The sequence below is a fragment of the Trichocoleus sp. FACHB-46 genome, assembly GCF_014695385.1.
Lineage (GTDB): Bacteria > Cyanobacteriota > Cyanobacteriia > FACHB-46 > FACHB-46 > Trichocoleus.
The window spans coordinates 16543-29744 of record NZ_JACJOD010000039.1 but is presented as its reverse complement, the minus strand read 5'-3'; the positions used below and the strand labels follow the sequence as shown (position 1 = coordinate 29744).

At 45.6% G+C, this 13202-nt stretch carries 12 protein-coding genes; 2 read left to right on the top strand and 10 right to left on the bottom strand.

The features are described 5' to 3' along the window. The coding region (locus H6F72_RS23380) for a helix-turn-helix domain-containing protein (RefSeq protein ID WP_190441518.1) at positions 1-160 on the bottom strand (160 nt) is incomplete at its 3' end. Positions 161-247: 87 nt separating this feature from the next. Here H6F72_RS23380 and H6F72_RS23375 point away from each other — a divergent pair. After that, entirely contained in the window at positions 248-1381 is a 1134-nt protein-coding gene (locus tag H6F72_RS23375; RefSeq protein ID WP_242017092.1) for an alpha/beta fold hydrolase, read from the top strand. A 459-nt stretch (positions 1382-1840) separates the two neighbouring features. On the opposite strand, the gene H6F72_RS29775 is transcribed toward H6F72_RS23375, so the two are convergent. From H6F72_RS29775 to H6F72_RS23345, 7 genes are all read right to left on the bottom strand, one after another. After that, entirely contained in the window at positions 1841-3415 is a 1575-nt protein-coding gene (locus H6F72_RS29775; RefSeq protein ID WP_206755457.1) for a type I restriction enzyme endonuclease domain-containing protein, read from the bottom strand. A gap of 83 nt (positions 3416-3498) precedes the next feature. After that, a complete protein-coding gene (locus tag H6F72_RS29770) occupies positions 3499-5004 on the bottom strand; it encodes a type I restriction endonuclease subunit R (RefSeq protein ID WP_199299255.1) in 1506 nt (501 codons plus the stop codon). Positions 5005-5205: 201 nt separating this feature from the next. Continuing rightward, positions 5206-6111, bottom strand: coding sequence for an S-4TM family putative pore-forming effector (locus H6F72_RS23365; RefSeq protein WP_190441516.1), 906 nt, complete (start codon positions 6109-6111; stop codon positions 5206-5208). Then, positions 6108-6983, bottom strand: a complete 876-nt coding sequence (locus H6F72_RS23360) for a nucleotidyltransferase (RefSeq protein WP_190441514.1) — start codon at positions 6981-6983, stop codon at positions 6108-6110. The genes H6F72_RS23365 and H6F72_RS23360 overlap by 4 nt, the downstream gene beginning before the upstream one ends. A 60-nt stretch (positions 6984-7043) precedes the next feature. Beyond that, a complete protein-coding gene (locus H6F72_RS29765; RefSeq protein WP_199299254.1) occupies positions 7044-7673 on the bottom strand; it encodes a restriction endonuclease subunit S in 630 nt (209 codons plus the stop codon). Between the two features lie 5 nt (positions 7674-7678). Further along, complete coding sequence (locus tag H6F72_RS23350) at positions 7679-8347, bottom strand: restriction endonuclease subunit S (RefSeq protein ID WP_190441512.1); 669 nt, start codon at positions 8345-8347, stop codon at positions 7679-7681. Then, positions 8344-9927, bottom strand: a complete 1584-nt coding sequence (locus tag H6F72_RS23345) for a class I SAM-dependent DNA methyltransferase (protein WP_190441510.1) — start codon at positions 9925-9927, stop codon at positions 8344-8346. Before H6F72_RS23345 ends, H6F72_RS23350 begins: the two co-directional genes overlap by 4 nt. Positions 9928-10350: 423 nt before the next feature. Here H6F72_RS23345 and H6F72_RS23340 point away from each other — a divergent pair, with 423 nt between their 5' ends. After that, positions 10351-10572 carry an HNH endonuclease gene (locus H6F72_RS23340; RefSeq protein WP_190441508.1) on the top strand — a complete coding sequence of 74 codons (222 nt, stop codon included), beginning with the start codon at positions 10351-10353 and terminating at the stop codon, positions 10570-10572. Positions 10573-10707: 135 nt separating this feature from the next. Here H6F72_RS23340 and H6F72_RS23335 read toward each other — a convergent pair whose 3' ends face one another. Next, positions 10708-11685, bottom strand: a complete 978-nt coding sequence (locus H6F72_RS23335) for a hypothetical protein (protein ID WP_190441505.1) — start codon at positions 11683-11685, stop codon at positions 10708-10710. Between the two features lie 486 nt (positions 11686-12171). Then, on the bottom strand, positions 12172-13056 hold the full coding sequence (locus tag H6F72_RS23330; RefSeq protein ID WP_190441503.1) for a hypothetical protein: 885 nt from the start codon (positions 13054-13056) through the stop codon (positions 12172-12174). Positions 13057-13202: the final 146 nt, after the last annotated feature.

Here is a 13202-nt window from a genome sequence, read left to right as displayed (position 1 = left end):
TAATGGCTTGATAATCCCCTGTTTCCTCTCGCCGCTTCAGCCACAGGTCTAGGGTGTTGCGACTGATATTAAACATGCGACAGACGTCGCTTTTGCCTTCTCCACTCTGAAAAGCTTCAATCGCTTTTTGCCGCAGGTCATAGCTGTAAGGGGCAGGCATAGTTGTTCCCAACGCTTCTCTCCCTCTAGAATAGCGTCCTAATGCAGCTACGTAGGGCTATACCACTCGTCCTTATTGAGGTAAGCCTTGCATCGTAGAGCGAGCAAGGGCGATCGACAACATGATTGGGTTAATCCTTACCCTCACAAGCGTGCTTCTTCAGCGACTGCCTCACTGGTAGGAAAGCTAAACTCAAGTTTAGCCGTGTCAGCCTTGGTGCCTGCCGCTATGATCATGACGGAAAAGTTGCTTTGGCTTGGGCTCGGTGTAACTGCCATCGGCTTACTTTCAGGAATTGTCTACCAAACAGTCGGTGCAGCTGTGGATCGACAGCAATACCCTCCACTCGGGCAGTTGGTTGATCTGGGTGGCTTTCGTCTACACCTCCACTGTATGGGTCAGGGGACACCAACAGTGGTTATGGATGCGGGTGCGGGTGCCCCAGCCATCACCTGGGGCTTGGTGCCATCTGAAATTGCTCAATTTAGCCATGTGTGTGTTTACGATCGGGCGGGTTTAGGCTGGAGCGAGCCCAACCTCAGGCGACCTCGCACGAGCCAGCAAAGCGTTGAGGAACTGCATACACTGCTAACAAAAGCTGGGCTCAAGCCGCCTTACATTTTGGTTGGACACTCCTTGGGTGGTGCCAATATGCGGCTCTATGCCAGTCAATATCCAGAGGATGTGGTTGGCTTGGTGTTGGTGGATGCTTCCCATGAAAGCTACATGACAGCTGAAACCTGGAAAGGCATCAAAAAGGAGTTATGGCTTTATCAAGTGCTGAGGGTTGCCAGTCGAGTGGGTGTGCTGCGCTTAATGGGGGAACTCAACTTGTTGCCCATGTTTAAAGCGATCAAACAAGAGATACAAAAATATCCGCTCGCCGTCCAAGCCTTGTTTGATACTTACAAAGCTTACTGTTATCGTCCTCACTATTGGGCCACTGTCGCGAGCGAACGTGCCCACCTAGAAACCAGCTTTGCGCAGTTCCAAGCCGTAACATCCTTGCACAATTTGCCTTTGGTCGTTTTAATTCAAGGTGTCAAAGCCCCAGCCATGAGTGATGCCAGCTTCCAGCGGTGGCAGGCACTTCAGTTCGATTTAACTAAACTTTCGTCGCATAGCAAAGCGATCATTGCCGAGAATAGTGGTCACCTGATTCCCTTAGAGCAACCAGATTTGATCGTGAGTGCCGTGCGTCAACTGGTTGAGCGCGATTGAAGTCAACTAGCCTCGGTGGAGAAATAGGGTTAGTCCGATCGCTTTCGATGCCTAATCCCCCCAGCCTTAGTTATTTTTGCTACCCTATATTTTTCTGGCTACTCTCGAAAAACGTTAACAAAAGCTAACATTTTTAGGCCACTCAAAATTCCCAAATCGCTCTCTGTATGGTGATTTTCTAGCGATCGCTTCTTCGAATCAGTTGTGTTATCAGTAGTTGTTTAATTCGCTACCCTGCGTCACCTCGAGACACTGATAGTAAAAGCTAATATTTTAAGGTCAGTAGGCTTTAGCTAAAGTTGATGAGCGATCGCCCCTAAAGCTTTACCTGTTCTATGCCTGTCTTTTACCTGTTTAGGGGCAAATAAGCAATGCGACGTACGTGTGAAGGTAGCCGTGTAATGTAGGAAGCTAGGTATTAGAGGATTCCATGGAATGTAGGTCTAAAAGACTCTGTCCCTATGCAGCTGAGCTGTAGATGCTCTTGCCTCGCTCTTGGTAAGCATCGTAGACGTGCTGGTAGACCTGCTCGCACTTTTGCTCGTAGATTTCGGCTGAGTAGGTTTCTGGGAGTTGGTCCAATCCTTCCTCGATCGCAAGTCTAACGGCTGCTCTGGACTGCTGACGTTTGCGCCAATCTAGCACTAGCTTTTCTCGCTTCAGGGTTTCTAAGACTTGCCGTGCCACTTGCTTGACGGCTTGCTCTTCCTGTTTGGTGAGGGTGAGTTCGGGTTTGGTGAGTAGGTCAAAGATGGCTAGCTCTTCCTCGGCCAAGTTTTCAGCGATCGCCCGTTGGTCTTCGGTTTTCAAGTCTTGGGCAAAGGTGACTAGGTCATTGAAGAATTGCTCAACGTTGCGAGAGCCAGCATTGTACTCTTCAATCATTTGCTGGAATTTTTCCAGGTAGTTGGTACGGGTTTTATTGAGACTTACCATCCGTTGCAGCTTTTGATTGAGCGTGCCCTTGAGTTTTTCGGCTTCGGTGCGAGGGTAGCCTGTGGCAAATTGGGCTTTCAGAGCCTCAAAGTCAACTTGGCTGAGGTCAATGTATTGGCCTTGGGACTCTGGGATAACGAACTTACCTGCAAAGATTGAATTGTCGAGCAGCTCTTCAACTTCTGCCTTGATCTCAGAAATGTCTACATCAGGCACTTCGTTGCGAATCTCTTGGCTGAGACGACTAAAGAGCGCTTCAGTAGCAGTGAACTCATTCGCGTTGGGGTCAGGCAGGATGGCTTTGTAGAGACGGGTGACGTTACCTGCGAGGGAAAAATAAGTTCGTTTAGTTTCGTCGTTAAGCAGAATTGCTTCTACGGCTTCTGCCCACACCTTGGTACGCTCGAAGGCACCCTGAGTGGTTTGGAGCTTCATCAAGTCAACGCCCTTGATCGTGCAAAACGTGGTTGCTTCGACAATCGCCTGCCTGAGTTGTTCTACCAGGGCAGCTTTGGCTTTAACTGGGGTGTCGCCTTCTTCAACGCCCCCTTCAGAAGCTGGGCCGTAGATCGCTAAGGCTTTTTGCAGGTTACGGAAGACTCCGATATAGTCCACGATTAACCCGTTCACCTTGTCTCGGAAAACCCGGTTTGCCCTGGCAATAGTCTGCATCAGGGTGTGGTTTTGCATGGGTTTGTCGAGGTAAATCGTGGAGCAACTGGGCACATCAAACCCGGTGATCCACATGGCACAGACAAACACGATGCGGAGGGGGTTTTGTGGATCTTTGAACTTCTCATCCAGCCCTGGAGACTCATGCACCATCCGCTTCCGGTGTGGCGTAATGTCTAACTCTTTTTTCTTGAAGGCTTCAGCCTCATTTTGGGAAGAGGACACGACTACAGCCATGTCTGTGGCTTCCATGTAGGCAATCTGGGCTGAGAGCCTCTTTTGCTCTAGTTCGCTGGCTGTGGCAAGCTGAGCTTTCAGTTTCTGGAGGTACTGCTGCCAGTAGTGCTGCACTTTGTCGTACATCTTGACGACAGTGAAGCGATCGATCGCGATCACCATTGCTTTGCCTGGGTAGCCTCGACCCATGAAGTGGCTCACGATGTCTTCAGCAATTTTTTCGAGTCGGTCGTCTCTGGTAATCAGGTGATACTCGCGGCTGAATTCTCGCTCTAGCTTGCGTTCTTCGTCCTCGTCGAGGGCAGCGGCGGCAATGATTTGCCAATCTCAGCGTTCAGGTCGCTATTGTCGAGTTGTAGTTCTGGAATCCGGTTTTCGTAGTAGAGCGGGACGGTAGCACCATCCTGGATCGACTTCTGGAAGTTGTAGATGCTGATGTAGTCGCCAAATTCTTCTCGTGTCTTTTCTTCCCCAGACATTAACGGGGTGCCTGTAAAGCCGATAAAGCCAGCGTTGGGGAGAGCGTTACGGAGGTTGAGGGCAAAGGTATCGTACTGCGAACGGTGCGCTTCGTCTGCGATCACAATGATGTCTGAGCGATCGCTGAGTTTTGGGTAGGTAGCACCTTTTTCAGTGCGAAATTTCTGAATCAGGGTGAAGACGTAGCGGTGATCTTCGCGTAAAAGCTGTTTCAGGTGTTCGGCGCTTTTGGCTCGGACTTCGTTCTCTGGCTCGGTAACGGCTCCAGCGTAGGCAAAGTTTTTGTAGATTTGGCCGTCGAGGTCTTCCCGGTCAGTGAGGATCAAGAAGGTCCAGTTTCCTGGTTGCTTCCGCAAGATTTTCTGGGAGAAGAACACCATCGAGTAGCTTTTACCGCTGCCTTGGGTATGCCAGAAAACGCCTAGTTTGCCTTTGTTCTGCTCAATTTGTCCAACGGCATCAACGGCAGCATTCACTCCTAAAAATTGGTGGTTCTTGGCGACGATTTTGGTGAGGTTGCCGCCTGCGGTGTAGAAGAAGGTGAAGTTTTCGACTAAATCGAGTAAGCGGGTTTTGTCGCAGGTGCCTCGGATGATGGTTTCCAAGGAAATGATCCCTTCTTCTCCATCACTATTGATCTTCTGCCACTCAGCAAAGTGCTCCCACTGAGCGGTAAGCGAGCTAATGCAGCTTTTTTTGCCGTTGGAGAGGATGATGAAGGCGTTATACCAGAACAGTTGGGGGATGGTTTGTTTGTAGTCGGTGAGATTCTTTTGGTATGCCTGCTCTAGCCGCTGATGGTGAGCTTTGAGTTCGATGAACACGAGGGGTAGGCCGTTGACGAAGCCGATGAGATCAGTGCGACGGGTGTAGATTTCACCTGTGATCCAAAGCTGTGAGACTAGCAAAAAGTCGTTATTGGTTGGGGTTTCCCAGTCGATGACTTTGAGGGTTTCTTCCTGCTCTTCGTCGTCATCGTTTTTGAATCGGACTTTGACTCCGTTTTTGAGCAGTTGGTAAATCTCGCGGTTGGTGTTTTCTAGGCTGGTGCTGCGATCGCGCACCAACTCATCAATGGCAAGCTGGATGGCTTCACTGGGCAAGTCTGGGTTGAGCTTGATGAGGGCCGAGCGCAGGAGGGGCACTAAGACAACCTCGCTCTTGGTTTCTCGACCCATTGGATTATTAGCCCCACAAGCCTCGTTCATACAATCAACGGTTGCCCAGCCCATCGAGTCAAACAGGTCGATGGTTTCGTTTTCCAGGGCTTGCTCGGAGTCGGGGTGGGGGTGAGGCATTGAAGGAAGTTCTAGCTTTGGATGTGCTTGCCAAGTTCTAGCATTCCTTTTTGCAGCTGAAGAATTAATACTTCAGGATGCGAGCGCACGTTTATTTCAGAATTTACAGTAGTAATAGCTTGGGCTCGCAACTTTTCTGTAGTTGTTCTTGCATCCTTTAAAGTATCTAGTTCTCAGAAGAACCTAAGTCAACACTAAGGCTTAGGGAGCCCTTAGTGCATCTTCGACCATAGCTTTCACACCCCTATCTGTTTGCTCAGAATAAGCAGGTCTAAGTTGGTGGTATAACCAATCAAATATCAAAGGACTTTTACAACGATGCTCATAAATTTCGTCTTGCAAACAACGAGATGATTGAGTAAGTTCCTGGTCAGTCTTTTGTTTACTAATAGCTTGCTCCCATAGCTGTTCTGAATATTCCTTTAATCTTTGCCAGGAATTTGCAGACTCAATATGCTCACTGTATTGTCGTGTTCCCAAGAGAAAAGCAGGTGTTAAAGGAACTAAAGTTCTCAAAATGAAGCTTTCTAAGCTATAATTACCAATTAAACCTATTATTACTAAAGCAATTACTAGAGAACTTAGTAGGATTACTACCCAGTTTGCATAATTTCGACGAAGCTTAGAATCCCACCAGCAATTAGTCCGCTGGCAGATGATTCGAGCTTGCTCAATTGGTAGTTGACCAACTTCTTTAGCGTACCAATCTGTGAGATGAGGATAGCTAGGATTAGCTTTTTTAAAGTGCGAAGCTGCTTCTAAAACTGTTTCTTCATCGGGGCGGCGGCCAATTTTGATTGATGCCCATTCAAGCTTTAGAACATCACAATCGAATATCTCTTGTATTTTCGCTGCCTGTTTTTTAAACATTTTTTGATAAGGTGAGAAGAATATTACATCTAAGAAGGTAATTGATAAGCCCCAAAGGGCGGTGTAAACACTAAACTGTGGAAAAAATGCAGCTATTAATGAACCGATTAATACCAGTGGAACACTACAGAATATGTGAATTGCTTGTATCCGTTTAGCGGCAGAATAGAAGTATTGTTGTGCAGCTAAGCGATCTATTTGGTGCGGTAGTACTTGTTCCTGAGGAATAGAGTTCATCTGTAGTAACTTGAAAATTGTTCGTTGTAAAGCAGCTTCCACCAACTGAAAGCTTCTCTTATATCACCTCTATTTTTTGCTTCTAGTGCATTCTGAGCACGTATCAAAGCAGTAGATAATTTAGAGAGTGATTCGAGCAATTGATTTTGAGTAGAGCAGGGTTGAATATAACCTGAAATACCCATTGGATCTTGAATCGCCGAAAGATTTTTTTCATAAAGATGAGATAGAAAACGCTTGATATCTATGTCATAAAGAATATATTTTTCTTCTTCAGCATATTTAGCCACGCTTAACTCTATATAAAATGATGAAATAGGAACTTGCCGATAATATTTCCAGGCTTTGATGAAGCGAATTAATGGCTTAACTTTTCCGCCTAAACTTTGATCAACTGAACGTACATAAGCATCATGTATTTCTGGGCTTGCTCTCATCCATTTATTTGAACAGTTAGGAATAGCATAAATGCAATATCCAGTTTCTAAGGTTTCCAGATGTTGTGCAGGAACAATTTCTGTAGACTCTCTCGCATTGGAACCGAATAAGATTTTGATTGCTGGACAGTCAACACGCACAATGGTTCCTGAAAATCTTTGCGCTAGAGCGCTGCGTATTTGAATCAGTGCTCTCTCTGAGTCTTGACTCAATAGGCCTGAACGCATACAAGCAAAATAATCTACATCGCTATACCCATATATACTTGTACCGTTACCAAAGGAACCAGTACGAAAGAATCGTAGTGCACCAAAGTTCTTCTGGAGACACTCAACAATAGAAGCTCGGTGCTCTTGTGCAGCTTTAGATTCGAAAGGTGAGGGAGTGAGTTGTGATAGGAAATCTTTAAAGCCCTCATCAATGGTCTTTGGCATTTTTCTACTCTTTCATTGATTCTTTAATTGCCAACCTTAACGCTCACGCCCCACTACAGATCAAACTGCGATCGCCTCTCTAACTTCACTCACTTCTTCAACCACGATCGCCTTACCCTCACTTTCAATCTCTAAACTCTCTACATCAATTTCACCTGAGATTAGCTTAGGCAAAAGAAGATCACGAGTCTTGTTCAGGTTGTAATTTTTTTGAAGCAGATTCTGAGTTTGGCGAAAGATAGGTTTTGTAGCTTTTATAAAAGCTTGCACCGTTACTTGGTCAGGAACTAAAAAGTCAAAGATTCTAAGTTTTTCTTGGCTCAGGTTATCTTGAGTAGTTCCTTTAGAGACATTCTGCATTTTTAGCTTAAGTTGCTCAATAGAGTATTTAATAAACTCAGGGCTAACTTGTCCTGAGTCGGCAACAAAACCAATAATGCTGTCTGGAAAACATGCTGGAAATGTCAATATAGCGGTTTCAGCAATATTAGCGGCAATTGTTATCAGTAAGGTTTTCGGTTCCCATAACTTGCTTTGTGCCAAACCCTTCTCATTATAGGTTTGGCTATAGCTGGTTATATAGATTACTGAAGACGCTTCTTTAACTTCTCCTGTTTGAATGAATGGATAATCGCCGCCATATAGAGAAGCATCATTTCTAGGGCGATGCTTTGACTTTCCTCTACCCAAATGACCTAATTTTCAAGTTTTTCAACTTTCCAGCGTTCAGGGATTAGCCCTAATTCTGAAATAACTAGTCTGGTCTGCTCATGACCTGGGAAGCGGAATTTGACGAACCACTCGTTGTAGAGCGATCGCGCCATTTCTTCCAAGATTTGGATGCGTCTTATGTTGTTTTCAATTAGACGATCGTAGTTTGAGAGAATATCAGCAATTTTGGATTGAGTCGATAAAGAGGAAAGTTCAGGAAGCTCTAGATTGCGAATATCTTTCATATTCAAATGATGAACAGTTGCACCATTTGATATCCCCAAAATTTTTCCTTGAACTTCATCACCAAGTAGCAAATAGCAAAGATATCCTGGATTTACTTTTCGCTTATTTGGTCTAATTAGAACTGTTCTTTGACCCAAGCAGATTTTTAGATTTTTAGGAATAATTGCTACATTACCCATTGGAGCCTCACGAGCCAAAATTAGATCATCTGCTTGTGGTATGGCTCGTTTCGTCCAAGCTTGATAAGTTTCCTCCGAAACACGATTCACGTTATCAAGTATTAATTGACCTCTTCCAATATTAGGAGTTCTGATGGAGGGGTAGCCTGTTGATTGTGTAGGAGCAGTTTTATGTTCGCAATCAACAATTAATTCACAAACATCATTGAGAGTTTTAGCTCGGCTCATTTCGTGGCCCCTTCTAATAGCATCGCTACATTCTCAGCAATTCGCTCTTCTAACTCCCTGGCCTCAACGTTCAGAACTTCTAGTTCTTCATTCAGCTCTTCCAAGCGCTCGGCAAAATCGAAATCCTCAACCGCTCGTTCTGCCACCCCTACATAACGGCCTGGGTTTAAACTCCAGCCTTGAGCTTCGATCTCGGTTAGAGTTGCCACCCTGCACAACCCCGCCACATCTCGATAGTCACCATCCGGGAACGCCTCATTTAATAGCGCTTGGCTGCCATTGGTAATCTCTGGTAGCTCACCCCGATATAGCCGGACGATATTGGTCAGAAACTCAATTTGCGCTTCCGTAAAGTCTCGATGGGCACGGTCTACTTGGTGGTAAATGTGCCGTGCATCGATAAATAGCACCTGTTCTTTGCGGGCCGTCTGCGTCTTCGCCTTGTCCAAAAACCACAGCGTACAGGGCAGCGTCACCGTGTAGAAGAAATTTGAGCCGATGGCGACCATTACGTCCACCGCTCCCGTCTGAATCAGCTTTTGGCGAATCTCCAATTCCGAGCCTCTTGCATCACTGGCAGAGTTCGCCATCACAAATCCAGCTCGGCCCTTGTCATTCAGGGCACTGTAAAACAGGTGAATCCAGATGTAATTGGCGTTGTCTGCCTTGGGTAGCCCAAACGCCTTAAACCGAGCATCCGTCTTCAGCCGTTCCTTGTCCACCGCATTCACGTTGAACGGTGGGTTCGCCATCACAAAGTCAAACTGACCCAGGCACTTGTGGATGTCGTCGTAGTAGCTGTTTCCCTCCAGAATGCTCCCTAGCCCCGACAAGCCATGCACAGCTAAGTTCATCTTGCACAGCTGCACCGTCTCACCCACCCGCTCTTGCCCATACAGGCTAATTTCAGCGTTGGGGTCTGCCTTCTTGCGCGTCTCTACCAGCACCGCACTCTGCACAAACATGCCCCCCGACCCACAGGCAGGGTCGAAAATGCGCCCGTGGAACGGCTCAATGATTTCGACAATCAACTTAACCAACGAGAGGGGGGTAAAGAACTCGCCCCCCTTCTGCCCCTCACTCCGGGCAAACTCGCCCAAAAAATACTCGTAAATCTTGCCGAAAACGTCCCCTTCCTGGCCTTGGAGTTCTTGCTGAAAGTTCAGCTTCTTCAGCAACTCAACCAGCAAACTATTCTCAAAGCTGGTGTAATTCCTCGGCAGTACCCCAGCCAGTTCCGGGTTTTCTTCCCCGATGGCTTTCATGGCTTCGTTGATCGCCTTGCCCAGGTCAGTCCCTTCTGGCAGCTTCAGCAAAGTCGAAAACCGGGCCTGCTCTGGCAGGTAAAGCACCCCTCGCGCCTGGTAATCCAGCTTACCCACCGTGCGCCGCCGCCGGGAACCCTCCTGGGTCTGGACTAGCTCCTTCTCGGCCTGGGTAAACTTGAAATCCGCATAGCATAAGAAAATCAGCCCCAACACTGGCACCGAATACTCCGAAGACTTCAGCTTCGAGTTCGCCCGGAGTGCATCCGCTGCTTCCCAGAGACGCTTTTCAATCACAGAATAGTTCGCTGCCATCCAACACTTCGTACCTAGTTATTCCCCAACCACATCCCGCAAAAACAGGACGCTTTGGCATCCTATCGAAGTATGGGGGCAGATTGAAGGCGCGATCGCAACTTCCACAATCTGTCAGAGTACTGCCAAGCACTTCCTGACTCAGCATTCGCGAAACTACTGTGGCATCTACCAAAAATTGCTGCTAGATTCGGGACAAGCATACAGAGTTAAAGAAACGAGGAGCCAAAGGCCACAAGAAGTTTGAATCTTCCGACTGCGGTTGAATCCTAAAGGATTCAGGTGCGCTCAGAGTATTCAAGCCCAGCCATAAGTCCAAAAACTAATAAAGCTTGAGTTTGATGATTTTCAAACTTAAGCCCTAACTGTTGGCTCTTAGCCTCCCACCACTCCTGTATGCGCTATACAACTCAGGAGTTATTTATGAGTAATCACAACATGAGCAGTAGCGATCGCAACCGTCGCAAAAGAAGTCTTTTCACTCGGTATGGCTGCCACTGCTACCATTGCGATAACTGTTTCCCGATACAGCAACTGACCCTAGACCACTTGACTCCTCGTAGCAGAGGTGGCTCCAACGCCCTGTCTAACCTGCGATTAGCTTGCTCCAGTTATAATAACCGTCGAGGAGCCGCTTTAATCTAGAAATCGAAGTTAGTAGCAAGCTGCTGGATTTGGAGTTACCCAAATTCAGCAGTTTTTGTCAGTTGATTGAGATGACTTGAGAGGGATCGCTGATAAACTAAAGCGTGGAATTTCCAAGAGCGTAGTCACCTCTAATTACTGAGATGATTTCCCTGGTGATGCCTCATTGGTAAGCTTTTGAAGATCCTGGTAGTTAGGAATTTTGGCAGCATCAAAGCCAATTGCTATGTTGTTAATAGCTGCTAATTCACCATCTATATAGCTAATTACCTCTGTTGTTTTATCAATAAAAGATCTTGTCTTAGCTTGCCCAGGGTTGACAGGTGCATCTACAGTCGATAAAGCAAATTGCTTAGTCGATAGGTAACTGAGAATTCGGTCCTCTAACGCAGCATAACCAAGATAAAGCTTTTTATTTTCAGCTATATTGCTTTCCAGTTGAAAGATAAAAATAGAAGAGGAGAAAAAGACTGTAATTCCAGAAGACACAACAAAGATGGTTACTAATGGTCTACTTTTACAATTATCCCACCCTGATTTACTCATAGAAAACAAAGTGACAGCTGAAATGACAGCCCCTATAGATGCCATTGAGACTGCAACAAAAAACTGTGTATAGAAATATTTAGTCATTTCGAATTCACTTACAGCTTTAATTTTAACTTCTAGAGCTTGAGCTATAAGTCTTTCTTTTACTGGCTCTGGAGAGTTAAGATCATTGACATAAGGTCTTAATGACTCTTGGTATTTTTCTCTAAAATTTGAATCCTTTATATTTGAACTGACAATTGAATGCTCATAGGAGTTGAATAGTTTATTGGATATGTCTTGACCTGTTCGGCAAAGTAGAAACCACCCGCCATAAGCTAATAGAAGTAAGAAGATTAAAATTGCTCTTTCTTCACAATAATCAACTAGTAATAGAAAGAATCTACTTACACCATAAGCAGCTTGTCCCATTAGCCCAGGAACATTTTCTTTTTGCTCCTGCGGTTGCGTCGGTGGAGTAGTAACAGAGACTTCCGCTTTCTCCTGCACTAAATGCTCTGATTGTGCCAGGCTTGACTTTTCAAGGGAAGACTCCAGAGAGTTATCAGGAAAGCTTGCGTCCATGGAATTATTTTTGAGTAATATTTTACACTGAACTATCTTTGGTTCATTGTTGAAATCCCTTAGAAGTCCCTGCAATAAAAATAATCTCCCTGTTCGCAGTTTTCATTCACTCAATCGGGTGAGAGTCCTAATCCTAGAGCCTCTTAAGTCAAACATTTCAGCTGTTAATGTTGGTCTATTAAGAAATATCTACTAGGGGTAAAAAATGTATAAAGAAATAGGCTACTTAAGTAGCTGTGATAAAAGTATTTGTGTCATTCACAGCTCAGCTTTCTAGACAACTCAATCCTACCCATCAAAGCTAGGAGCAGCGGATTTGAGGGGAACATCAGCTTGATTGTACTTTTCAGGCCATTACGTAAGATACCCCATTAACATAAGAAGACCCCATTCATGGGGTCTTACAAAAATTTTGGTGAAGCGATCGCGACTTTAACGGCGATCGCTCATATTACCGAAGCTATAACCCGTAGCGCTTTACAAAAACTAAGTATTAATACTCTTCCAAGTATTGACAAGGGACCTGGCCAGTGGCTCAACTACTTCACTATCAGTCCAATATTGGTTATGAGAGAACGGGTTCCAAGACGTTGCAATATTCCCAGCATTGACCTCTTTGTCAATAACCAGTGCTGCATACTTCTCATTAATTTTCTGGATTGGATACCCTAAAAGATCATCTCGGTCGTAGAAGTTAATCCATTCACCTTTCAGCGCCTGATAATGCTGCGTAAGGGCAGGGGAAGGAACTGAAACTGGCGTACCAAAACCTTTATGTCTCAAGGACCAAAAAGGGATTTGACTACCAAGAGTATAGAAAAGCGTAAATGTTTCTCCCTTTTCCAAAGGAGTGTTACCAATGGGGATTCGATTTGACTGATGTTGAAGATCCCAAATATAGTTACTGGCGACTACTGCCCCTAGGCTATGAGCGATGATGCACAATGGAGCTGCTGGCCCAGCGTTATCATTACGAGCTAGCCTAGCCAGTGCTTTAGAAAACCGCTTGTGCACTTCATCATAGATCTCCCGGTCTTCGGGGGGCGTTGCAGATGTAATCTGATATCCGACGCTATCTGCCAAAGAATGGAAAATGAATTGGCGTAAGCCAAAGAAGCTACTAAGCTTTTCTTTTACTTCTAGTCTTGCATCTAACTCATCTTCAAGGTCTTGTAAGACTGGAGCCCAATAAACTGCTTCGATTGCTAGCTTTGACTCGGTCTCTTCTTCCGTTTCTCCTAGTAGTTTTGCAAACTGGGATCTTAGTTTTTTGGCAATTCCACTAGTAAAGTTAGGGCTAGTTTTATCATCGAAGCTAGGATTTGCCTCACCGATGCCATGAATCACCGCCACCGCAATCTTTTGAGTCATTTTAATTTTTCTACTATTGAACTCTTTGAGTTGACAGCTTCTTCAACCCAGTAAAAGCAGTTTCCGGCTAGCTTAAGGTTTTGTATCTTGCCAATACAACCAAGCTCTGAGAAAGGTAGAACGTAGCCTGGCGAAACGAACCCATA